Annotated in this window: 21 protein-coding genes and 2 pseudogenes; 11 read left to right on the top strand and 12 right to left on the bottom strand. The window is 67.9% G+C overall.

Annotation, left to right across the window (positions count from 1 at the left end):
• The first annotated feature begins 1 nt into the window (after window position 1).
• Window positions 2-1,240, top strand: a complete 1,239-nt coding sequence (locus tag K8Z49_RS23220) for an FUSC family protein (protein ID WP_412520850.1) — start codon at window positions 2-4, stop codon at window positions 1,238-1,240.
• On the opposite strand, the gene K8Z49_RS23215 is transcribed toward K8Z49_RS23220, so the two are convergent.
• Entirely contained in the window at window positions 1,220-1,756 is a 537-nt protein-coding gene (locus tag K8Z49_RS23215; RefSeq protein WP_412520848.1) for a Tc toxin subunit A, read from the bottom strand. The two genes, K8Z49_RS23220 and K8Z49_RS23215, sit on opposite strands and share 21 nt — an antisense overlap.
• A gap of 100 nt (window positions 1,757-1,856) precedes the next feature.
• On the opposite strand from K8Z49_RS23215, the pseudogene K8Z49_RS23210 reads away from it, so the two are divergent.
• Both K8Z49_RS23210 and K8Z49_RS23205 read left to right on the top strand, forming a co-directional pair.
• Window positions 1,857-2,609: pseudogene (locus K8Z49_RS23210) on the top strand (alpha/beta fold hydrolase); the annotation flags it as partial.
• Window positions 2,610-2,622: 13 nt separating this feature from the next.
• Window positions 2,623-3,075, top strand: coding sequence for an alpha/beta fold hydrolase (locus K8Z49_RS23205; protein ID WP_412521364.1), 453 nt, complete (start codon window positions 2,623-2,625; stop codon window positions 3,073-3,075).
• Window positions 3,076-3,496: 421 nt separating this feature from the next.
• Here K8Z49_RS23205 and K8Z49_RS23200 read toward each other — a convergent pair.
• Window positions 3,497-4,310, bottom strand: a pseudogene (locus K8Z49_RS23200) (IS630 family transposase); the annotation flags it as partial.
• 1,043 nt (window positions 4,311-5,353) lie between these two features.
• Between K8Z49_RS23200 and K8Z49_RS23195 the strand changes: the two are divergent.
• On the top strand, window positions 5,354-5,809 hold the full coding sequence (locus tag K8Z49_RS23195; protein ID WP_412520846.1) for a hypothetical protein: 456 nt from the start codon (window positions 5,354-5,356) through the stop codon (window positions 5,807-5,809).
• A gap of 517 nt (window positions 5,810-6,326) precedes the next feature.
• On the opposite strand, the gene K8Z49_RS23190 is transcribed toward K8Z49_RS23195, so the two are convergent.
• From K8Z49_RS23190 to K8Z49_RS23175, 4 genes are read right to left on the bottom strand one after another with little or no spacing between them, the layout of a single operon-like run.
• Window positions 6,327-6,980 carry a TetR/AcrR family transcriptional regulator gene (locus tag K8Z49_RS23190; RefSeq protein ID WP_412520844.1) on the bottom strand — a complete coding sequence of 218 codons (654 nt, stop codon included), beginning with the start codon at window positions 6,978-6,980 and terminating at the stop codon, window positions 6,327-6,329.
• Between the two features lie 28 nt (window positions 6,981-7,008).
• Complete coding sequence (locus K8Z49_RS23185) at window positions 7,009-7,767, bottom strand: SDR family NAD(P)-dependent oxidoreductase (RefSeq protein ID WP_412520842.1); 759 nt, start codon at window positions 7,765-7,767, stop codon at window positions 7,009-7,011.
• Complete coding sequence (locus K8Z49_RS23180; protein ID WP_412520841.1) at window positions 7,764-9,293, bottom strand: AMP-binding protein; 1,530 nt, start codon at window positions 9,291-9,293, stop codon at window positions 7,764-7,766. Before K8Z49_RS23180 ends, K8Z49_RS23185 begins: the two co-directional genes overlap by 4 nt.
• Window positions 9,290-10,009 carry an enoyl-CoA hydratase/isomerase family protein gene (locus K8Z49_RS23175; protein WP_412520839.1) on the bottom strand — a complete coding sequence of 240 codons (720 nt, stop codon included), beginning with the start codon at window positions 10,007-10,009 and terminating at the stop codon, window positions 9,290-9,292. Before K8Z49_RS23175 ends, K8Z49_RS23180 begins: the two co-directional genes overlap by 4 nt.
• Before the next feature lie 74 nt (window positions 10,010-10,083).
• Here K8Z49_RS23175 and K8Z49_RS23170 point away from each other — a divergent pair, with 74 nt between their 5' ends.
• The 4 genes from K8Z49_RS23170 to K8Z49_RS23155 are packed head-to-tail and all read left to right on the top strand — an operon-like array spanning window position 10,084 to window position 14,141.
• Entirely contained in the window at window positions 10,084-10,893 is an 810-nt protein-coding gene (locus K8Z49_RS23170; RefSeq protein WP_412520837.1) for an enoyl-CoA hydratase/isomerase family protein, read from the top strand.
• Entirely contained in the window at window positions 10,890-12,278 is a 1,389-nt protein-coding gene (locus tag K8Z49_RS23165) for an amino acid permease (protein ID WP_412520835.1), read from the top strand. The genes K8Z49_RS23170 and K8Z49_RS23165 overlap by 4 nt, the downstream gene beginning before the upstream one ends.
• Complete coding sequence (locus K8Z49_RS23160; protein ID WP_412520833.1) at window positions 12,275-12,979, top strand: 3-hydroxyacyl-CoA dehydrogenase family protein; 705 nt, start codon at window positions 12,275-12,277, stop codon at window positions 12,977-12,979. Before K8Z49_RS23165 ends, K8Z49_RS23160 begins: the two co-directional genes overlap by 4 nt.
• Window positions 12,980-12,986: 7 nt before the next feature.
• The gene (locus tag K8Z49_RS23155; protein WP_412520831.1) at window positions 12,987-14,141 is read left to right on the top strand and encodes an acyl-CoA dehydrogenase family protein; all 1,155 of its coding nucleotides are present in this window, start codon (window positions 12,987-12,989) and stop codon (window positions 14,139-14,141) included.
• A 116-nt stretch (window positions 14,142-14,257) separates the two neighbouring features.
• On the opposite strand, the gene K8Z49_RS23150 is transcribed toward K8Z49_RS23155, so the two are convergent.
• Window positions 14,258-14,821 (bottom strand): TetR/AcrR family transcriptional regulator, encoded by a 564-nt coding sequence (locus tag K8Z49_RS23150; RefSeq protein WP_412520829.1) that lies wholly within the window; start codon window positions 14,819-14,821, stop codon window positions 14,258-14,260.
• 88 nt (window positions 14,822-14,909) lie between these two features.
• On the opposite strand from K8Z49_RS23150, the gene K8Z49_RS23145 reads away from it, so the two are divergent.
• The 3 genes from K8Z49_RS23145 (at window position 14,910) to K8Z49_RS23135 (ending at window position 17,048) form a co-directional block, all read left to right on the top strand.
• Window positions 14,910-15,308: a nuclear transport factor 2 family protein gene (locus K8Z49_RS23145; RefSeq protein ID WP_412520827.1), complete on the top strand. Its 399-nt coding sequence runs from the start codon at window positions 14,910-14,912 to the stop codon at window positions 15,306-15,308.
• A 565-nt stretch (window positions 15,309-15,873) separates the two neighbouring features.
• A complete protein-coding gene (locus K8Z49_RS23140) occupies window positions 15,874-16,278 on the top strand; it encodes a hypothetical protein (RefSeq protein WP_412520825.1) in 405 nt (134 codons plus the stop codon).
• 317 nt (window positions 16,279-16,595) lie between these two features.
• Window positions 16,596-17,048 (top strand): tyrosine-type recombinase/integrase, encoded by a 453-nt coding sequence (locus K8Z49_RS23135; protein WP_412520823.1) that lies wholly within the window; start codon window positions 16,596-16,598, stop codon window positions 17,046-17,048.
• A 1,269-nt stretch (window positions 17,049-18,317) separates the two neighbouring features.
• Here the strand turns inward: K8Z49_RS23135 and K8Z49_RS23130 are convergent.
• The 5 genes from K8Z49_RS23130 to K8Z49_RS23110 all read right to left on the bottom strand — a co-directional run bounded on the left by K8Z49_RS23130 (window position 18,318) and on the right by K8Z49_RS23110 (window position 20,436).
• Window positions 18,318-18,725: a hypothetical protein gene (locus K8Z49_RS23130; RefSeq protein WP_412520821.1), complete on the bottom strand. Its 408-nt coding sequence runs from the start codon at window positions 18,723-18,725 to the stop codon at window positions 18,318-18,320.
• Window positions 18,726-18,915: 190 nt separating this feature from the next.
• Window positions 18,916-19,089 (bottom strand): hypothetical protein, encoded by a 174-nt coding sequence (locus K8Z49_RS23125; RefSeq protein WP_412520819.1) that lies wholly within the window; start codon window positions 19,087-19,089, stop codon window positions 18,916-18,918.
• Between the two features lies 1 nt (window position 19,090).
• Window positions 19,091-19,390 (bottom strand): hypothetical protein, encoded by a 300-nt coding sequence (locus tag K8Z49_RS23120; RefSeq protein ID WP_412520817.1) that lies wholly within the window; start codon window positions 19,388-19,390, stop codon window positions 19,091-19,093.
• 154 nt (window positions 19,391-19,544) lie between these two features.
• Window positions 19,545-19,748, bottom strand: a complete 204-nt coding sequence (locus K8Z49_RS23115; RefSeq protein WP_412520815.1) for a cold-shock protein — start codon at window positions 19,746-19,748, stop codon at window positions 19,545-19,547.
• Window positions 19,749-20,043: 295 nt separating this feature from the next.
• Window positions 20,044-20,436, bottom strand: a complete 393-nt coding sequence (locus K8Z49_RS23110) for a MerR family transcriptional regulator (protein ID WP_412521142.1) — start codon at window positions 20,434-20,436, stop codon at window positions 20,044-20,046.
• Between the last annotated feature and the right edge of the window lie 870 nt (window positions 20,437-21,306).

Genomic DNA, 21,306 nt, shown 5'->3' with positions numbered 1-21,306 from the left:
GATGATCGGTGACCAGCGGATACGTGCAGCAGCCCGCACCGCCGTCACACCGGTGCGGGTGCGCCTGAAGCGGCTGCGCACACAGCCGACAGCCATAGTGATCGCCCGCCTCGCCGTGACAGCGGTCCTTTCGTTCCAGCTCGCGTCATGGCTGCCCGGCACCAGCCCAAGGCCCGTCCTCGCTCCTCTGACCGCACTCCTCGTCGTCCAGGTCACGCTGTACCAGACCATCCACCATGTCTGGCAGCGCGTCGTCAGCGTCGTGGTCGGTGTGATGGTCGCGGCACTGCTGTCGAGCCTGGTGGGATTCAGCTGGTGGAGCCTGGGCCTGGCCATCACGGCCGCGCTGATCTGCGGATTCGCGATGCGGCTCGGCAACTACATCCTCGAGGTGCCGATCAGCGCCATGCTCATCCTGTCCCTCGACACCGGCGCCGCGGCCGAGGGGCGGATCGTGGAGACCCTCGTCGGCGCGCTCACCGGCCTGGTCGCCGGGTTCCTGACCTCGCCCGTCAAGATCCAGGCAGCCGAGGAGGCGCTGGAGGACCTCAGCGGCACCATGGCCCGGCACCTCCACGACATCGCCGACGCTGTGGAGAAGCGCCCCGAGCCACGCACATTCGACGAGTCGCTCTTCCGGGCCCGCACCCTCAGCCGGGAAGTCCAACGCGTGGACGGCGAACTCGTGCATGCCGAGGAGAGCATCCGCCTCAACCCGCAGGGCGTCGGAATGCTGCGGTCAATGGTGGCTTTGCGGGAGACCTTGGTCGCACTGGAACACTGCGGAATCACCATCCGCGGCCTCGCACGTTGCCTCACCGACCATGCCAACGGGCCTGAGCAGGGGCGCGAGGACCCCCTGTCCAGGAGCGACACCCGCATCCAGCTGGCCACGACCATAGGACACCTGGCCTCGGCGATGAGCACCTACGGGCGAATGCGCCGGCAGCAATTCGCCACAGGAACCACCGAGTTCGAGGACTCGCTCGCCTCCCACCTGGACGCCGCGCGCGAAGAGCGCGTAAAGCTGACCGAGATGCTGCGGGCCGACAGCCCTGACTGGCCGCTCCATGGCGAGCTTCTCGTCCACCTCGACCGTTTGAGAACCGAACTGGAATCCGGGCGACGGATACGAACGCAAGGGCGCCCCAATCGCCGACTCCGCATTCCCAAACCTTCGCCGCCCGCCACGCTCAGCCCGATAAGGCGGCGAACCGACCTACGCCGAGCACGCTCCTGACCCGTCCCGTCGTCGGCCCAGGGTCTCGGCCAGGCCCGCCTCGTCCAGCACGGTGGTGAGGGCGGCGACGTCCTCGGGAGACAGGCCGAGGTATTCGCGGGCCAGGATGTCGTGGTCGATCCGGGAGGTGAACAGCAGGTACAACCCGTCCGGCGTGACCTCGAAGTAGTCGAGGTACTTCTTGAGCCGCTCGTTTCGCAGCGAGAAGGGCAGCCCGAGCGGATGGGCGCGCGTTCGCAGCTCACCGTAGGGATCGTCGCCGACGAGCCGTTCGAGGATGTCGTTGACGATGTCGAGATACGGCGACTCGGTATAGGTGTTCTCGCCGTCCAGAACCACCTGTTCGAGATCAGGACGCCTTTCCAGGAGCGCGGGCCGCTCGAACGTTCCCTCGAGCAGCCTCAGCAACTCGACCAGATAGGCGGCCGGTGAGTGGACCGAGCGTGCCGCGTCCTCCGCACGGATCGCCGGATCGCCGAACAGCAGCTCGTGGCTGGGAAATCCATCACTCGACACATCGTCTCCTCACGACCGCGACAGCACGGGATGAACCTGAAGGGCGGGGTGGTCTCCGGGCGCATAAAGAGGCGATCGCCATGCGCGGTAAACTGGATCGGTGCCGGGGATTATCTACCGTTTCGGTGAATACGAACTGGACACAGCGCTTTTCCGACTTTTCCGGGCCGGCGAGCCGGTGCACGTCGCGCCTCGGGCTCTCGATCTGCTGTCTCACCTGGTAGCGCACCGGGATCGGGTGGTGCCGAAGAACGAGCTCCTCGACGTCGTGTGGGGCGACCGGTTCGTCAGCGAGGCCGCGCTCACCACGGCGCTGCGAACCGTTCGTCTCGCCGTCGGGGACACCGGCGGCGAACAACGGCTGATCCGCACCGTGCACCGGCGGGGTTACCAGTTCGTCGGCCCGTTGACGGTGGACCCGGCCGGAGCCCCCCGGCGGGTCGGCGCCGGGTCGGTGGCGGCGGAAGGACCGAGCGGCGCCGACCAGATCATCCGGTTCTGCCGGGCCGACGACGGCGCCCGCATCGCCTATGCCACCCTCGGCTCGGGTCCGCCGCTGCTCAAGGCGGCCAACTGGATGACCCACCTCGACCTTGAGCGGACGAGCCCGGTGTGGTCGCACTGGATCAGTGGCCTCGCGCGCGACCGTCAGCTGATCCGCTACGACGAGCGGGGGTGCGGTCTGTCGGACTGGCAGGTGCCCGGCTTCGGCTTCGACGACTGGGTCGACGACCTTGAGGCCGTGGTCGAGGCGGTGGGACTCGACCGGTTCCCGTTGCTCGGTGTCTCGCAGGGCGGCGCGGTGGCGGTGGCCTACGCCGCGCGGCATCCCGAGCGGGTCAGCCGCCTGGTCCTCGCCGGGGCCTATGCGCGCGGACGGCACGTCCGGGCCCGCGACGACGCCGAGCGCGACGCGGCGGCACTCGACCTGGACCTGGCCCCGCGTGGGGTGGGGCCACCGGGATCCCAGCTTCCTGCGGGTCTTCGCCTCGCAGTTCCTGCCGGACGGCACTCCGCAGGAATGGGAGGAGTTCGCCGCGTTCCAGCGGCGGACGACGTCGCCGGCCAACGGGGTGCGCTTTCTGGAGGAGTTCGCCCGGATCGACGTTTCCGGTATCGCCCACCGGGTGGACTGCCCGACGCTGATCCTGCACTCTCGCGACGACGCGCGGGTCCCGGCCTCGCAGGCCGGCGAACTCGCCGCGCTCATCCCCGACAGCCGCCTCGTCCTGCTGGACAGCGGCAATCACCTGCTCACCGCCTCCGAACCGGCCTGGGCCGAATTCCTATCCCGCCTCGACGCGTTCCTGACCGAGTGATCTCGTCCCCGCGGCCTGGCGGTAGCGCGTGGCGCCTGCACATGCTCGTTCAACTCTCGGGTTCGGTACCGGGGCGGACAACTCGATCATCGGGCAGCCGGCGGCCGCACGCTTGGTTGAAGCCTGAGGTTTCTCTGAGGAGATAACTTTCGAACCTGACCGGCCCGCGGCAGGCCCGATCAGAGGTGCATGACGATCTCGTGCGCGGTCAGATCCGCACGCTCGGGCAGGCGACGGGCCGGTGGCGTTCGAGAAAATGAATTTCGCGAAGCGCTGGGCACCTGGCCGGGGAACTCGGCTGACGGCGCCGGCCCGCCGGCGTCCGTCGCAGGGCTCCGTGGGCGAAGTACGGGGGCGGGTGCCGTGACACAGCGACGACGTCAGTGCGCTGAATGGGCCTCAACCACGTCCGAGGCGGAGGCTAGTGTGATCTGCCTGAAAACCGTCGGCAGAATCGTGCGAGGGGTTCGAGGATCTTCGGCGGTCTTGGTCCACACGAACGGCCTGGGGTGGTCGTTCCACTGCCGGATCCAGTCGCGGATGTCGGCCTCCAGCGCCTGAACGCTCTTGTGGGCACCGCGGCGGATCTTCTGCTCGGCCAGGAACCCGAACCAGCGTTCGACCTGGTTGATCCAGGACGATCCTGTCGGAGTGAAGTGCATGTGGAAGCGGGGGTGGCGGGCCAGCCACGCCTTGACCGCCGGGGTCTTGTGCGTGCCGTAGTTGTCGCAGATCAGATGGACGTCCAGCTCGGCCGGGACGGTCTTGTCGATGGTGATCAAGAACTTCTTGAACTCGGTCGCGCGGTGCTGGCGGTGCAGCTCGCCGATGACGCTGCCGTCGGCGGTGTTGAACGCCGCGAGCAGGGCGGTGGTGCCGTGCCGGGCGTAGTCGTGGGTGCGACGCTCGGGCGCGCCCGGCAGCACCGGCTGCGACCGGTCCAGGGCCTGGATCTGGGACTTCTCGTCGGTGCACAGCACCACGGCCTTCTCCGGCGGGTCGTGGTAGAGCCCGACGATGTCGACGATCTTCTCCACCAGCAGCGGATCGGTCGACAGCTTGAAGGTGCCGGTCCGGTGCGGCTTGAGGCCGAAGTCCCGCCAGATCCGTCCGATCGTGGACCTGCTGAGCCCGCTGCGTTCGGCCAGCGAGGTCCGCGACCAGTGGGTGGCGCCTCGCGGGGTCTCCTCCAGGGTGGCCACCACCACCTGTTCCACCTGGTCGAGGGTGATCGACGGCGGCCGGTGGCGGGTGCCCGGCACCAAACGCTGGCGACGACCCGCGGTGCTCAAGCGACGTTCTGCGGCCGCGAGCTCGGGTGAACGGCCGGCCGCGGTGCTGGCTGCGTGATGGAGAGCTGTCTGCTCTGTGATCTGTGTCGTCTCAGCCAACGAAGGGACCTACCGAACATTTCGAGCACGTCTGTGCCGAGGGACGAGGGGCCGACGCGGTGATCGGTGCTGTCCGGTCGTTGCGCTGGTGGTGACGGGCATGAGATGCGGAAAAACGTCGGCTGGTGTCCGCTTTTCCGGCCTCAGGTCGGCCTCAGGCGGGCCCCCAGGCATGATCCCCGGCACAGCCAAGGACAGGTATTTTCCCTGGTCAGGTGGTGGGTCGCGTGGGACTCGAACCCACAACCTACGGATGGAAAGCCGGAGCCCTCATATCAGAGCGGTGCTCTCGGTATCGGGTTGTACCGCTCTGTCCGCGTCCAGCACCATCCTCGTGCCGCTCCATCCCGTTCCGTGTCAGTCCGGTTCGGAGCCGCCGAGCAGACAACGAGCAAACATACCGGCCACCGAACGCGTGTAATAGCCATGGGAGTTCGTGTCGGTGGGGCGGCACGCCCCGACAGCACATGGCCCGCCGATTCACCGCTCCGCCCGCCCCCTCGCATGACGGTTGGTACGTAGTGCTGCGGCCAACCCGTCCGATTGATACGAGCCCGCATGCAGATCCGCATCGCCCGCGTGCAGGCTCAGCATTACGGCCAGTTCAGCCACCACTGCCGACGGCGTTCGCCAGTGGCGGAGGGTGTCGTCCAGTTCGAAGGTCGCTTTTGATCCCTCCCAAGTACCGGTGACTTCCCGCTGGCGGGGGAGGCGTGCGGCCACCGGGTCTGGGAAATTAGGGAGCGTCAATCGATACCTTTTCAGGAGACTAAATGATCAAGAGTACTCGGAAATGCGCCATTTTGGCGGTGGCTTCCGTCGCGCTCGTCGCCATGGGCGCCTCCAGCGCGTCGGCCAAGCCGGCTGAGAAAGTATAAGTGCCGTTGGTGAGCCTGACCGGCTCGGCCCGCATGCACTACGCCCCCTCCCCGCAAGACCGGGTTCATGTTTCGTTCGACGCGCACGCCACGTATCCGGAATGGGAGCAGGACCCCAAGCCCGGGAAAGCGGGCGGCGTCGTCCGGATCTCCCACGCATTCACCGGCCACCCGGAAGTCAGCGGGTGGGCGGAGGCCAAGGTGGACTGCGTTCTGGCCAGCGGCGCAGTCGCGGTCGTGACCGGTGACGTGATCCGCCATTCGCAGAGCTTCTCCGGCTGGAAGAACAAAAGAGTCGGGTTCGCCGTCGTCGACGCCCGCCGGGCCGACCAACTCGGCTTCACGGGCCCCGTGGACGACCTCGACGCCTGCTTCGGCAAGGCCCTCCGCCAGAGCCCAGCGCCCTTCATCCTGACGCAGAAGGGCGGGTTCATGCTGAGGAATAACCTACCTCTAGTGCACTAATATTCTCCGCCCCCAATTGAATCCCCGCCGATACGTGTGGCCGGAGCCTGCTTTCGTGGCCTCAGCTCGGCCTAAGGTCGGCCTCAGGCATGATCCCCGGTGGACCCGGAGGAGGATGTTTGCCCTGGTCGGGATCGGTGGGTCGCGTGGGACTCGAACCCACAACCTACGGATGGAAAGCCGGAGCTCTCGTATCAGAGCAGTGCTCTCAGTATCGGCATGTACCGTTCTGTCCGCATCCAGGATCATCCCCGTGCCGCTACATCCCGCTCCGTGCCAGTCTGGTTCGGAACCGCCGAGCAGACAACGCGCAGACATGCCCAGCCACCGACCGTGTGTAAGCCCTGGAGTGCGTGTCAGCGGGACGAAATGCCCTGACAGCACATGGCCCGCCCAGCGATTCCGTCCCACTTCATGATGCCGTGGTCATCACCATGACTGATACGTCCCAGCCTCACAGCGGTTTAAAGGAGACGGGCCCGCTCAATCGTCCAGACCGCGTTGGACGAGGATGTCACTAGTCGGCGGTGAGATAGGCGGGGGGATCGCTGATCGAGAGTTCCTCTCGCTTCTTCCCCGCTTGGAGGAGCCTGAGCGCCCAGTCGGAGTAGAGCCGGCACAGGGTGGTCAGCGTCAGGGTCTGGCCTTCGGAGAACCAGTCGACGCCGGTCGCCATCTGGAGCAGCGCGGTGGTCGCGATGTCGGGCTGGGACTCGGCGAGGAGATGCGCTTCGCGGCCTTGGTAGATGGTGGTGCGCCAGATCCCTTCGTAGGAGTCGCGGGCTTGCAGGACTCGTTCGCGGTGTTGGCCGGCCAGGGCGCGGATCTCGGTGTCGGCGATCGTCGTGAGTTGGCGTTCGCGGACGTGGTGCCAGACGTGGTGCTCGACGAGTGTGGCGAGCCGTACCAGCGGGTCGTCGATCTCGGCCAGCATCTGCTCCGCTGCCCGCCCGAGCGGGGCGATGGCGTCGATCATGATCTCCACGAGGAGGTCCTCTTTGGTGCCCATGTAGTGGTAGAGGGTCGAGGTCCGGATGCCGGCGGCCGTGGCGAGGTCACGGATACCGGTTCCGTGGAAGCCTCGCTCGGCGAACAGGTTCGCCGCCGCCTGCCTGATTCGCCGGACGGTCGGCTCCTGATCGACGATGCCATCGGCTGCTCTGTTCGGCATGTTCTCCTCCTTGCTGGGGCACCTGGGGTCAGCCTGCCATGGTGAGCCCACCGCTGACGCTCAGCACCTGGCCGGTGATCTGGTTCGGACAGGAGGCGAAGAAGGCGGCGGCCTGCGCGACCTCGTCGGGGTGGGTGGCCCGTCGGGTGGGAGTGGCCTTCACGATCGCCGACATGATCGAGGCTGCCCTTTCGTCCTGTGTGATCTGCGCCAGCAGGGGCGTCTCGGTCGGCCCGGGGCAGACGCAGTTGACGGCGATGCCGTTGCGGGCCGCCTCGCGGGCGATCGATTTGGTGAAGCTGATTGTGCCTCCCTTGCAGGCGGAGTAGGCGGCTTCTCCCATGGAGCCGACACGGCCGGCGTCGCTGGCGATATTGACGATGCGGCCGAAGTTTCGCTCTCTCATCCGGGGCAGCGCGGCGTGGGTCAGGTTGAACACGCCCTTGAGGTTGACGTCGACGAGTGCGTCCCATAGCGCCGGGTCGTTGTCGGTGAACGGCTGGACGTGGTCCCAGCCGGCGTTGTTGATCAGGATGTCGACGTGGCCGTGTTCGGTGACCGTCCTGGTGACGATCTGATCCATGGCCGCGTAGTCGGCGACGTCGCCTCCGACGCCGCCGGCGTTCGGCAGGGCCGCGCCATAGGCGGTCGCAGCCGTCTCGTCCAGGTCGATGATCACGACGTGGGCTCCCGCTTCGGCCAGGTGGCGCGAGATGGCGGCGCCGATGCCTTTGGCTCCTCCGCTGACTATGGCCACCCGGTCGGAAAGCTTGGTGTGTTCGGTCACGATTTCGCCCTTTCAGTGTCGAGGTCGATGGTGCTGTCGGAGAAGGGACGTTGTTTGAGCAGGTATTTGGCGACCTTCTCGGTCGGTGTTCTGGGTAGGGTCGGATAGATTTCCAGGTAACGCGGGACCATGTGGCGTGGCAGGTGGGCGGTCGCGTACCGGAGGAGGTCCTGGGGACTGAGGGTGTGGCCGGGCTGGACGACGACGCAGACCTTGAGGTCCTCCTCGGTCAGCGGGCTCGGCACTCCGATCGCGGCGACCTCGCGGATGGCCGGGTGCTGGACGAGCACTGCCTCCACGTCGCCGGCGGCGATGTTCTCGCCTCGACGCCGGATGATGTCCTTGGACCGGCCGACGAAGTAGAAGAAGCCGTCCTCGTCCTGCCGTGCCAGATCGCCTGTGTGCAGCCACAGGTCCCGGAATGCCTCAAGCGTTTCTTGTGGCATGCCCAGGTATTCGGTCAGCAACATTCCAGGTTCGCTGGCGCGGATGCATATTTCACCGGTTTCGCCGGGAGTGGTTTCGAACCCGTGCCCGTCCTGTAGCCGGACTTCGAAGGGAGGGACCGCGCGCCCGCAACTACCAGGTCGCCGCGGCTCACCCGGCCGGTTGTACAGGACGATCCCGGCATCGGTGAGTCCGTAGACCTCGATGAGTTCGACCCCGAACCGTTGCTCGAAGTCGGGCGCCCACTCCGGGAGGGGCACACCCCAGCCGAGGCGGAGCGTGTGCCTTCTGTCGTTGGGTGAGGGTGCCTGCTTGTAGAGCATGGTCAGTGTGGCGCCCATGAAGTCGAAGACTGTCGCACCGTGCGCTCGTGCCTGGTCCCAGAAACGGCTCGCCGAGAACCGTTTCTCCAGGGCGGCGGTCGCCCCGCAGGTCAGTGAGGGTGCGACCGTGAAGATCGTGGCGTCGGCGTGAAAGAGGGGGAACGGGCAGAACAGGGTGTCCTCGTCGCTGATGCCGAGTTGTTCGCAGAAGATCTCCGCATGCCGGGTGATGTAGCGGTGGCTGAGTGCGCACGCCTTGCTGCGCCCTGTGGTTCCGGAGGTGAACAGGAGCATCGCGGTGTCCCGGCCGTCCGCCTCTACGGGCTCCAGGACGTGGCTGTCCGCGCTCGAATCACGGGGTGCCGCAATATCGGCGTAGGAGGCGAGTTCGGTCGGGGTGGGCGCGACGTCGACGGCGGTGGGCAGGAGGTCGTCGTCGGCCACGAGAAGCATGGCGTCTGAGATCCGCAGTACCTGGGCGAGTATCTGATCGCGGAATTCCGTATTGATCGGCGCCGCGACGGCGCCCAGGTGGGTCAGGGCCAGCCAGGTGCGAACCATGTCCACCGAGTTGTGCATCAGCAGCGCGACGACCGTGCCACGCTGGATGCCGCGGTTGGCGAGACTGGTCGCCAGGCGGCGGACGTCCGCCGCCAATGCCCGGTAGGTGACGCGCTCGTCGCCGACGGCCACCGCGTGACGATCAGGTCGCTGCTGTGCCCAATGTTCTAGCAGGTGGGCCAATGTTCGCGTCATGACAACTCCTTACCGGCTCTGAATTCGGCCAGTGCGCGTTGCGCGGTTTCCTGGTGCCACGCCCCGCATGCCACGCGGGTCTCTTCACTCAGGGCCGCCAAAAGCCGGGGACGGTCCTCGACATGTCGCCGGCGATTCAGCCCCCGGGCCATGAGGGCGGCCCGACGGATCAGGTGTTCCCCCGGCACTACTTCATGGACCAGCCCGGCAGCGAGCGCCCACTGAGCGTCGAAGGTGCGTCCTTCGGCGATCATCGAATCGGCGTGCTCGGCGCCGACGAGGTCGGGAAGCAGTACCGAGGCCCCGTTCGTCACCGTCAGACCCCACCGCACCTCCGGGCAGCCGAAGGTCGCCGTGGTCGCGGCGATGCGTAGATCGCAGGCCAGGGTCAGTTCCAGGCCCGCGCCCATGGCTGCACCGTTGATGGCGGCGATGACGGGGACCGGGGCGTCGAGGATGGCGAGGGTGATCCGCTGCAGGGCCTCGATGGCCTTGCGGAATCGGTCCGCTGAGGCTGTCGAGATCTCGTAGAGATCGTCGCCACTGCAGAAGGCGCTTCCGGCGCCCGTCACGACGATCGCCTTTGCGTCGCACGTCGTGCCGATGGCCTCTGCGAGTCGCGTGGCGGAGAGCGAGTCGAGCGCGTTGCGGCGGTGGGGCCGTGCGAGCCGGATCAACGCGACACCATCACCCGCCGAGGCGAGCATGATCGTCATTAACACCTCTTGCCTTTGGATTCATGTCTTGCTAAACAGTAGCCGATCGATCGATCGAGAGACAAGGAGTGCTCGTGAGCGATCTCAGAGATCGATACGCGGCGTTGAAGCCGCAGCTGGACGAGACCGGAGTCCTGCGGCTGACGCTTGACGCCCCGGGACGCCGCAACGCGCTCGACGGCACGACACACGAACTCATGTCCCGAATCTGGGTGGACGCCGACGCAGAACCGGGTGTGCGGTCCGTCCTGGTCACCGGCGCGAACGGCGCCTTCTCCGCGGGCGGTGACCTGAGCTGGGTCCGCGGCTTCACCGATGACTGGAACGCCCGTGTTCAAGGCCTGAAAGAGGCGCGCGCGCTCATCTTCAACATGCTCGACTGCTCCAAGCCGATCGTGTCCGCGATCAACGGGCCGGCCGTCGGTGCCGGGCTGGCCATCGCCTTGCTCGCGGACCTCTCGATCGCCGGCCACGGGGCCCGTCTCCTGGACGGACATGTCGGCCTCGGGGTCACCGCCGGGGACCACGCGGCATTGCTGTGGCCTCTGCTGTGCGGGATGGCGCGCGCCAAACACCGGCTCCTCCTGGGGGAACCGGTCACCGGCGTCGAGGCGGCGGAGATCGGTCTGGTCTCCCTCTCCGTGTCCGACGACGAGGTTCTCCCGACGGCCGCCGACATCGCCCGTCGTCTCGCCCGTGGCTCGACAACCGCCATCGGGTGGACCAAACGGTCGCTCAACCACTGGTTCCGGCTCGCCGCGCCCTCCGCCGAGGCGGCTCTCGCGCTGGAGTTCCTCGGCTTCACCGGGCCGGATGCACGCGAAGGGCTCACCGCCATCCAGGAGCGTCGCCGTCCTGTCTTCGGCAAGGAGGGGTCGGCATGAACACCGAGATGGAAACCGAGCCCGTGCCCAGCAAGGGAACCATGGGGGGACTGCACGCCGGGCTGCGGCATCGACACGTCAGCATGATGGCCCTTGGGGGGATCATCGGCGCGGGCCTGTTCATCGGCTCCGGGTCGGTCATCCGCTCCGCCGGAGCCCTCTCCATCGCGGCCTACGCGGTCGGCGGCCTGATCCTCGTCCTCGTCATGCGCATGCTCGCGGAAATGGCGACCGCCCGGCCCGCACTCGGTTCGTTCGCCGAGTACGCGCGGCTCGCCTTCGGTGACTGGGCGGGGTTCGTGGTCGGATGGACGTACTGGTACTTCTGGGTGACGGTCGTGGCGTGGGAGGCCATCGCCGGCGCCGAAATCATCCACAACGCGTTCCCCCAGGCGCCCATGTGGGCGATCTCGGCATCGATCATGGCGGTGATGACCGTCCTGAACCTGCTGTCCGTACGCGTCTTCGGCGAGGTCGAGTTCTGGTTCGCGGCAATCAAGGTTCTGGCGATCGTCGCGTTCCTCGCCGTCGGGGTTCTCGCCCTGCTGGAGGTGCTTCCCGGCCAAGAGACGCACGGGCTCGCGATCCGGCCGGACACCATCGCCCCGCACGGCTTCTCCGGGGTGCTGAGCGCCCTGGTGGTCGTGGTGTTCTCCTACTTCGGCGCCGAGATCGTGACCATCGCCGCCTCCGAGGCCGAGAATCCGGTGCGCGCCGTCGCGCGGGCGAGCGCCACGGTGGTATGGCGGGTGGTCACCTTCTATGCCGGCGCCACCCTGGTGATCGTCCTCCTGCTGCCCTACGACCAGGTGGACGGGCGCTCCAGCCCCTTCGTCGCACTGCTGGACCGGCTCGGAGTGCCCGCCGCGGCGACGATCATGGAGGTGATCGTGCTGACCGCGGTGCTCTCCCTACTGAACTCCGGTATCTACACCTCGTCCCGGATGCTGTTCGCGCTGACCGACAAGGGAGAGGCGCCCCGCTGGCTGGCCGGCACGACCAGCCGCGGCGTACCCGCGCGGGCGATCCTGCTGGCCACGCTCGTCGGCTGGATCTCCGTCGGCATCGCCTACCTCGCTCCGGACGCGGTCTTCACCTTCCTGCTGAACGCCGCGGGCTGCGTGGCAATGGTCATCTACGCGGCCGTGGCCGCCGCACAGCTGAAGCTGCGCCGGTCCTTCGAACGCGCCAATGATCGCCTGCCGGTGCGGATGTGGGCCTACCCCTACCTCAGCTGGCTGACGGTGATCCTGCTCGTAGGCATCGTCATCGCCATGCTCGCCGACCCCGCCACCCGCGGTCAGCTCGGCCTCGGACTGATCGCCCCCGCCGCCATGATCGTCATCTACGGCGTCTGCCGGATAGTCAGGAGCGCCACTCGATGAAGGACGCCGAACGTCCCCCGACCACCGCCGTCGTCGGCGCGGGCACGATGGGACGCGGCATCGCCCAGCTACTGCTCAGCCACGGCAGCCGCGTCACCGTCGTCGATCCCAGCCCGGAAGCACTGGAACAGGCCGAGGAGCACATCCTCCGGGAGGCGGGCGGCGACCTGGACGCCTTCCGCCAGAGACTCGTCCTCGACACGGACCTCGCCCGGATTCCCGCAGATGCGAGCCTGATGATCGAGGCCGTTCCCGAGGACCCCGCGGTCAAGGCCGGTGTCCTGCGGGCGATCTCCGAGCTTTCATCGGACGCCGTGCTGGCCACGAACACCAGCTCCGTCCCCGTGACGCGGCTGGCCCAGCACGTCCGTCGGCCGGGCCGCTTCCTCGGCCTGCACTTCTTCAACCCGGTTCCGCGCTCCGCGCTGGTCGAGATCGTGGCGGGGGAGGAGACCCAACCGGAGACGATCCAGGCAAGGAGGCGGTGGTGCGGCCACTGGCAGCGCACGGCGATCGTGGTCCTGGGACCGCTCCCGCCGACCGATCTCGTCGGGCTGGACGTGCGCCTCGCCATCGCCGAAACCCTCGCCGGCGACCTTGGGGACCGCTTCACTTCACCCGCCCTACTTCGCGAGCTGGTGGCGGCTGGCCATCTGGGCCGCAAGACCGGCCGCGGCTTCTATACCTGGACCCGAACCTAGGACCATCATGTATGACGAACTGACAGGCGAACAGCAGACGATTCGCGACGTGGCGCGAGAGTTCGCCGAACATGAGATCGCGCCCCATTCCACCCACTGGGATCGCCAGGAGGCGATGGACCGCGCCGTCCTCGACAAGCTCGCCGACGTGGGTTTCCTCGGGGCCACCATCCCCACCGAGCATGGCGGCGCCGAACTCGACCCGCTCAATTACTGCCTTCTCATCGAAGAGCTGGGTCGCGTCGACTCCTCGGTGCGCGGTGTGGTCACGGTCCACGCCGGTCTCGTGGCCAAGACGATCCTGCGCTGGGGCACCGAGGACCAGCGCGCCCGCTTCCTGCCGCGCCTCGCCGCGGGCACCGCCATCGGCTGCTTCGCACTCACCGAACCCGACCACGGATCCGACGCCGCCCAGCTCACCACCCGGGCAGTCCGCCAGGACGGCGACTGGACCCTGGACGGGAGCAAGACCTTCATCACCAACGGGACCTGGGCGAACATCGCGCTCGTGTTCGCGCGGACCGGGCCGGCCTCCGGAGCCCGCGGCATCACCTGCTTCATCGTCGACACGGCGAGCGACGGATTCCGCGCAGTTCCGATCAAAGGCAAGCTCGGGCTGCGTGCCCAGGACACCGCCACCCTCTTCCTCGAGAACGTCCGCGTCCCCGACACTGATCGTCTTGGGGATGTCGGCAGCGGCTTCAAGATCGCGATGACGGCCCTGGACGCCGGGCGCATGTCACTCGCGGCGGCGGCGGTCGGCATCGCCCAGGGCTCGCTGGACGCCGCAGTGCGGTACGCCAGGGAACGTTCCGCCTTCGGCAAATCCATCGCCGGCCACCAGCTCGTCCAAGAGCTTCTCGCCGACACTGCGGTGGAACTCGACGCGGCCCGGCTGCTCACCTGGCGCGTCGCCTCCCTCATGGCCGCCGGGCGCCCTTTCACTGTGGAAGCCTCCAAAGCCAAATACTTCGCCTCCGAGACCGCAGTTCGCGCAACCAACGCCGCCGTTCAGGTACTCGGCGGCTACGGCTATCTCGACGAGTTTCCCGTTGCGCGCTTCCTGCGCGACGCCCGCGTGACCACTCTCTACGAAGGCACCAGTCAAGTGCAGAAACTTCTCATCGGCCGAGCGCTCACGGGTGTGCCCGCCTTTAGTTGAACGCGGGCAGTTGGCGGCCCTGAGCCGCGACACAGCAGGCCGCACCCCGGGGGGCCGGAACTCGGCCTCATCCTGGGAGTTGGGCCTCTGCGCCATATCACCACTTCATCCGTGGGTCAGGGGGAGTCGAGGACGGCGGCGGCGAGGTCGCGCGCGGTGTGACCGGGATGGTGGCCGTCCTTCGTGGCGCCCATCACCAATGTCCCCTCGATCAGGAGGTGCAGTTGCTCTGCCGCGCGTTCCGGGTGGCCGTGGCCCATGGCCTTGAGTTCCCGGACGAGGAGCGCGCGAAGGCGCCGCCGGAACGCCTCGGCCTCCGCGTGTGCCGGATGGCGGGGGTCAGCGAAGGAAAGGTCGGTCGCAAAGTACCTGCAGCCTCGAAAGTCCGGGTTGGAGACAAGTTCGTCGAGCCGATCGAAGAGTCCGAGAAGCCTGGCCCGGGGTTGCGTGGCGCTGGCCAGCGCGCTCTCGTACCACGCGAGATCCTCCTCGGAGGCGCGGCGCAGAACCGCCACTACCAGGCCGTCCTTGCCTCCGAAGTGCTCGTAGAGCGACCTGCGGGCGACCTTCGCCTCCTTGAGCAGCGCGTCCACTCCGGCCGAGGCGCCCTGGGAGTAGAAGAGCCGCTGTCCGGCCGCGAGAAGTCGTTCCCGGGGTCCCGGGGGGGTGTCGGGTCTCATCAGCGAATCGTGCTCCTCTCCTTGACAGTAGATCGACCAGTCTATACCGTCTACGGTAGACCAAACGGTCTACCCCAAGGAGGGCGAAATGACCGCATCCGAGATGCCGGCCGCCAAGGACACCGCTGAGACCATCGGCCTCTTCAACGAGGCGTTCCGGCGCCGCGACAAGGACGCGCTCGCCGCGCTGGTCCATGAGGACTGCCTGATGGTGTCGGCCCAGCCCGTCCCTGACGGCACCGCGTACGTCGGGAAGGAGGCGTGCGTGGCGTTCTGGGGCGAGATGATGGAGGACGAGTCGACCACGTTCGAGGTCCAGCACGTGTTGACAGATGGCGACTGGGCCGCAGTGCGGTGGCGCTACCGCTTCGGGCCCACCGACGCGGAATCGGTTCTCGGCGTGAATGTGACGCGGGTCAGCGGCGGCCGCGTCATCGAGCAGCTCGGGTACACCAAGACGCCGGGTGGGCTCCCGCTTCCAGAGTGACCCTCGATCATGGTGGGCCGTCCGTCCCGAGGAGAGGCACGATCATCGTCGCCGGTACGACGCCACTGACGGTGGTCCCCCCTTCTGACATGGAGCAGACCTCGTCAATGGGCAAGGCGAGGCGCCCGCTCCCGATATGGGCAGCGGACGCCTCCCACCTGCGGACTGAGGTGCCCCGGCTTCCGTGATGGGAGGCAAACCAGGAGGAGCTTGTGTCGCCCTGGCCCGGGGCTGTGCTGTCGTGCTCGGTAGGCCAGTCTGTCGCCGTCTGTGATGGTCGATGCATCCACTGCAGACCCACCCTGCCCTTATGAGAAGAGCGAGGAGTGCCGGTGGTGTGTACCGGCGATGCGGCTGCGAGGATCCCGACAGTGCCCGCGCGTTGGGCAGCAGGTGCCCGCGGTTGGCGGCCGAGCGCAGCCACGGCAGCTGGTACCTGCGCCTCGAACTGGGAACCGGAACGGACGGTCGTCGGAGCCGTGTCCGCCGTGGCGGTTTCCGGACCCGTAGGTCCGCGGAAGCGGCGTTGGTGCGGTTGCGTGGTCCGGCTGGGAGTCCGCTGACGGTGGCCGAGTGGCTGCAGCGGTGGCTGGAGAACCATCCGGGTGCGCCGTCCACGGTGACCGGTTACACCGATCACGTCCGGCGGTATCTGAACCCGCTGCTGGGTCACCTGCTACTGGCGGAAATGTCGGTCCTGCACGTGGAGGAGATGTTCGCGTTTATCACCCGCGAGCACAGGGACGCTGGGCGGCGCCTGTCGGCCGCGACGCTGGATCGGATCCGCGCCACTCTGCGGGCAGCGTTGAACGCCGCGGTGCGGGCTGGGTTGGTGGAGGAGAACCCGGCGTCGCTGGTGGCGTTGCCGCCGATGCGGCGGCCCCGCGCGGTGGTGTGGACCGCCGCCCGTGTCCGGCATTGGCGTAAGACCGGGGAGCGGCCCGCGGTGGCGGTGTGGACGGCGGCGTAGACCGCGCAGTTCCTGGACGCGATCGCCGCGCATCGTCTGTACGCGGCCTACCATCTGATCGCGTTGCGGGGACTGCGGCGCGGTGAGGCGGCCGGGCTGCGGTGGTGCGATGTCGACCTGGACGAGGGCACTGCGGTGATCTGCCGCCAGCTCCAACGACGCGATGGGCGGCTGATGGTGTGCCCGCCCAAGACCGCGCACAGCACCCGCGTGATCGCGCTGGACCGCACCCCACGATCGCGGCGCTGCGCGCGCACCGCTCCCGGCAGCATGCGGAGGCGGCCGCCTACGGCGAGGGGTACCGCGACAGCGGGTATGTGTTCACCAACCTCAATGGTGACCCGGTTGCCCCGGGTCGGTTCACCCACGTGTTCCAGAAGCTGATCGTCGAGCACGATGTGCCGCCGATCCGGTTGCACGACCTGCGGCACGGCGCGGCCACTTTGGCGCTGGCGGCTGGGGTGGAGTTGATGGTGGTGCAGGAGATGCTGGGGCATCCCAGCATCGTGCTGACCGCCGACACCTACACCTCCGTGCTGCCCGAGGTCGCGCACACCGCCGCGGAGAAGACCGCCGCGTACCTGCTCCGCGCGGCTGGTGTGGTGCCCGGCACCACCCAGCGCCGGGGCCGTGCTCCGGCCCGCCGTCGACGGCCGGCGGCGAGCCGTACCCGGACGGGCCTGGTACGGCGCCGGTCGACCGCCCCCGCGCCCCGAACCGGCGTGGCACCGCACCCGGGCGCGGCCAGCTGTCCGGGTTCGCGTCGATAACACGGCTTCTGCGGCGTAATCGAGAGCATCCGCTCCCCGTCCTTGCCCGTCGACCCGCGAAGGGACTAACCGCATACCGGAGACGCGGCGGCTGCGAGCAGCTCGGCGCGGGAATTCGGCCTTGCCCCCGTCAGAATGGGGGAACACGCGGGGGTGCTGGGCTCGGCCTGGGAGTATGACGGGCCCCAGGGTGGCCCCAGCCTGGCCCCAGGCATGATCAACCATGCGCGGCGTGGAGCGTGTTTGCCCTGGTGAGGGTGGTGGGTCGCGTGGGACTCGAACCCACAACCTACGGATTAAAAGCGGAGCTCTCGTATCAGAGCAATGTTCTCAGTGTCAGACTGTACTGCTCTGTCCGCGTCCAGCGGCATCCTTGTGCCGCTCCATCCCGCACCGTGCCAGTCCGGTTCCGGTCCGCCGAGCAGACAACGAGCAAACATCCCCGGCCAACGGTTCCTTGGCTCAGAGGCCTATGCGAGTGTGGCGGTGGCGCACTGCACGAGCGGACACCGTGTCTCACGCTTCCCTCCTTGGCGTCCACGGCACCGACACCTGGCCCCAACAGACACGGCCGTGTGAAGGACCCGCACATCTCGCCGCAGTGAACACGGCCATCTGTGCAGTCGACTCCGACCGGCCGCTCCTTCGGCTGCGCGCGGGAGACGGGGCCGCCTGTATTGGCCGTCCACCGCGGGGTTCCTCGGCGGGTCCGGGCGCGGCACGGGTACCGGCGCCTCGTTCCTCGTCGAACCGGCGGTGTCCCGCTCCATCAAGCTGTCAGGTGCGGCAGGACGACAGGAGCCGCAGGTCGCGACCGCGTTGCACGGCGGTGGATCGGTTGGCGGCGCCGAGTTTGGCGTAGATGCGGGCCCAGGTGTTGTTGCCGTACTTCGTGAAGTACGGAGTCGGGTCGACCGTGGCCAGGGCAGCCGTACGTTTCCGACGACGTCCGAGACGTATCGCTGGTGCACGACGACGTTGTTCCGGGTGCCGAGCCGGCCCATGTGGCGGCCGATGTAGTGCTTCCACGGGTAGGCCAGGGTCGTGGCGGGCGCGGCGATGGCCTCTGGGACGTCCTCGCTCATGTTGAAGTCGTAGGACGGCACCCAACCCGTGAGCTGGTCGACCGCCTACGCGCAACTGGGCCGACTGGCGCGACGCCAATGGCCGGATGGCCCTGTTCACCGAGGACACCCGCTTCGTTGTGTACATGGACGCCCGCGATCCGAGCGGCCGGCGACACCTGCGAGTCTCTCCTGCCGCGCCCCCTCATATCCGCTGGGCGTCACCTTGACCAAGACTGGATTCGCCGAGCACATGCCAAGGTGGATCGACATCGATGGTGACGATTTCTATGGCCAGGTCCGCAGCGCCGGGAGCAGCGCGAAGCGCGTCACGGACGCGGAATCGGGAACGAGCTCCCGGCGAGCGCAGGCCACCGGGAAGGGTAGGGCCGCCAGGAGCCAGTGGATCTTTCACCTGCGCGGAGCCGCCGCCGCGGGGCACTCCATTCCCGTCGCGGATCAGCGTGGTCACCCAAAGCGAACGAACCGGGACGGCATAAGGGTTCACTACAGGTCCGGTGACGTTGTACCGGTGGCGCTGCGGAGCAGCGAGTTCGATGAGACTGGGCTTCTCGAAGTGGAACGGAACGTGTCGGCGCGACAGGTCCGGCACCCATGACCCTTCATGGACTGCAGTGGCGGACGCTCAGGGCGCTCCTCGGTGCTGAGCCAGCTTGGCTAGGTGGATCGTGACGTCCACGTGCACCAGAAGGCGGGTGGTGGGCTGACCGTAGCCGCCCGGCACCTCGGCCGACACCAGCGCTTCGACGGAAACCAAGCCACCCGGCTGCCCCTTTGGAGCATCATCTCGCCTGGCGTCGCTTCTTCCATTCGGCGACGACGGCCTCGACGTGTTTGCGGATATCGTCGCTGCGATCGTTGCTGCCGTTGATGTCGCGGCATGCCTGGTCGTACTCGGCCCACAGGACATCGTCGGCGAGTCGGAACTTTCGTTGCGGGCTACCGGGGGTAGGCATGTCAGCCGCTCAGCTTCGCGATCAGCGAGCGCAGGTGAGGTGCTGCGGCGTTCTCCTGGCCGCGCTTCACCCACGCTGCGATGTGGTCGCTGACCAGCTCGGCGAGGCTCGCGCGCTCGTCATCGCTGAGGTCGACCGTGGTCGTGGTGTCGGTCCGGCGGTCGTAAGCGGTGAAGAGGATGTCCCCGACCGCCTGTTCGGCCGCGGAAGGCTTGCGGTTGCGCTGGGCATGCCACGCGGCGCTGTTGTTGACGACGCCCCAGCCGTGCAGGGCCTCGTAGTTGGTGAGTTCGAGCCTCATGGGGCCGGTACCTCTCGCCGCAAGGTGTGGCCACACCCTACGTGCCGTACGCACCCCACGCAGGTGCGGCCGCACCGACAGCCCCGAGAAAGCAGGACGGGCAGGGCCGCTTGCGCGGTCCTGCCCGTCGGTGGTCTGCTGCCGGCGCGCGTTGTTAGAGCGCGCGGACCAGGTCGGCCTGTATGCCCTTGGGGCCGCGGATGGAGGTGAACTCCACCTTCTGGTCCTCTTGGAGGGTGCGGTAGCCGTCGCTGTCGATCACGGACTGATGGACGAAGATGTCGGCGGTGCCGTCATCGGGGGCGATGAACCCGAACCCCTTGTCGGCGTTGAACCACTTCACGGTTCCCTGAGTCATGTGGTGTCCTCCCTTTGGGCGACGGGCCACGCGGCTGCGCGGTCCGGGCTGCTGGCCGTACGCCCGTCTGGAGTGACCTCCAAATGACGAAACGCCCGCCGGAAGAGAACCTCCGCGGGCGTTTCCACGTTCGCATAACTCGACTACAACCATTGCCACCCATCGTGCACGACAGCCACCCGATCACCAGTGGGCCTCCCTCACTGGCAGACGCGGAGGCGGCCCCGGGCCAGGACATGACCCGGCTGAAAGGGGCACGGCCGTCTTGGCCGGCGGCGAGGCGGGCCGGCCCCGCTCAGGGACCGTGGCCGGCGTCCTGCCCGGGGTTCTGGTCGGGGTTCTGGTCGAGGCGTTGCTGGAGTCGGGCGTTGATGCGCTGAGCTTCGGCGAGCTGGTCTTGCAGGATGATGATGCGGCAGGCCGCCTCCAGGGCGGTGCCCTGGTCGACCAGGTCGCGGGCGCGATGTGCCAGGCGCAGCTGGTAGCGGGAGTAGCGGCGGTGTCCGCCGGGCGAGCGTTGCGGGACGAACAGTTTCGCGGCGTCCAGGCCGCGCAGGAACCAGGGAGTGACGCCGAGTATCTCGGCGGCCCGGCCCATGCTGTAGGCCGGGTAGTCCTCATCGTCCAGCTTGTCGTCCAGTGCAGTGTCGGCCACCGTGTCGAGCGCGGTGCCGGGATCGTCCTGCATCTGGCGGTGGGCCGGGTGGGTGCCGGACTGGACCGGCTGGGGTGCTCTCACAGAACCTTCCGTACTGTCGTTGGGTGCAGGTGCGTTGGGTGCAGGTCGATGGGTGTCGGCGCCGGAGGCGTTCGGGGTGAACGACGAGGGCCCCGGCGCCGAAAAGCGGCGCCGGGGCCATGAGGTACAACACCATCTACCCGGCGCTGCGGCCGGTTGTCTTCCGCGCCGGCCGCCTGGGGCGGGGGCGCGGGGATCGCGGATGCGTGACCGTAGACCACCGTCCAATCTGTGGGGCTGCGGTACCCGCGCGGCGTGACTGGAGCCCGCTGCGGGCGATCCCGATGGTGCCGAGACCCTCCTTCCGTGTTCTTCCTACCTTCGTTACCTGTGTTTCTTGCGGTGTTGCGACTTTCTTCGTGCCGTCGGCGGCCCGTTGGCCGCCGAGCGCGGAGCCGACTGCCCGGGTCCCTTCCACTGCGTTGACCCCGGCACGCCCGGCCCGCGTCATCCATCTGTGCGGGCAGTTCGTCATCTGCCGCGCCTGCTGGACTTGCTTCTCTTCGATGACAGGAACTATACCCCACACCGCAGCGAATATCTACCTCGATCAGTGCAGGTTTTCGGGGATCGTCTGGTGCGATTGTCCGCCGCCGGCTCATGGATGTGCCCGGACCAGGGGTTTCCCGGGGCCGGGGCGGGGTCACATGGCGAGGTGGGTGATGGCGCGGTCCAGGGTGGCGGTGACGGGGATGTACTGGTCCAGCCCGGTCCGGTGCAGGATCCGGCGGCACATCTGCGGTGGCCGGGCGATGGCCAGATCTCCCCGTCGAGGTGCACCACCAGGACGCGGCCGCCCCGGTGGGGCTCGGTGCGCAA

This window comes from Actinomadura madurae, assembly GCF_047130825.1.
GTDB lineage: Bacteria > Actinomycetota > Actinomycetes > Streptosporangiales > Streptosporangiaceae > Spirillospora > Spirillospora madurae.
Note: the sequence above shows the minus strand (reverse complement) of the source record. Positions and strands in the feature narration are given on the sequence as shown.

What these genes read in the sequence shown, in the direction of transcription:
- K8Z49_RS23220 (WP_412520850.1), top strand. Translation starts at nt 2, where the DNA reads ATGATCGGTGACCAGCGGATACGTGCAGCAGCCCGCACCGCCGTCACA.
- K8Z49_RS23205 (WP_412521364.1), top strand. Translation starts at nt 2,623, where the DNA reads ATGCGCGCGGACGGCACGTCCGGGCCCGCGACGACGCCGAGCGCGACG.
- K8Z49_RS23190 (WP_412520844.1), bottom strand. Translation starts at nt 6,980, where the DNA reads ATGCCGAACAGAGCAGCCGATGGCATCGTCGATCAGGAGCCGACCGTC.
- K8Z49_RS23180 (WP_412520841.1), bottom strand. Translation starts at nt 9,293, where the DNA reads ATGACGCGAACATTGGCCCACCTGCTAGAACATTGGGCACAGCAGCGA.
- K8Z49_RS23175 (WP_412520839.1), bottom strand. Translation starts at nt 10,009, where the DNA reads ATGACGATCATGCTCGCCTCGGCGGGTGATGGTGTCGCGTTGATCCGG.
- K8Z49_RS23165 (WP_412520835.1), top strand. Translation starts at nt 10,890, where the DNA reads ATGAACACCGAGATGGAAACCGAGCCCGTGCCCAGCAAGGGAACCATG.
- K8Z49_RS23160 (WP_412520833.1), top strand. Translation starts at nt 12,275, where the DNA reads ATGAAGGACGCCGAACGTCCCCCGACCACCGCCGTCGTCGGCGCGGGC.
- K8Z49_RS23155 (WP_412520831.1), top strand. Translation starts at nt 12,987, where the DNA reads ATGTATGACGAACTGACAGGCGAACAGCAGACGATTCGCGACGTGGCG.
- K8Z49_RS23150 (WP_412520829.1), bottom strand. Translation starts at nt 14,821, where the DNA reads ATGAGACCCGACACCCCCCCGGGACCCCGGGAACGACTTCTCGCGGCC.
- K8Z49_RS23145 (WP_412520827.1), top strand. Translation starts at nt 14,910, where the DNA reads ATGACCGCATCCGAGATGCCGGCCGCCAAGGACACCGCTGAGACCATC.
- K8Z49_RS23125 (WP_412520819.1), bottom strand. Translation starts at nt 19,089, where the DNA reads ATGCCTACCCCCGGTAGCCCGCAACGAAAGTTCCGACTCGCCGACGAT.
- K8Z49_RS23120 (WP_412520817.1), bottom strand. Translation starts at nt 19,390, where the DNA reads ATGAGGCTCGAACTCACCAACTACGAGGCCCTGCACGGCTGGGGCGTC.
- K8Z49_RS23115 (WP_412520815.1), bottom strand. Translation starts at nt 19,748, where the DNA reads ATGACTCAGGGAACCGTGAAGTGGTTCAACGCCGACAAGGGGTTCGGG.
- K8Z49_RS23110 (WP_412521142.1), bottom strand. Translation starts at nt 20,436, where the DNA reads ATGCAGGACGATCCCGGCACCGCGCTCGACACGGTGGCCGACACTGCA.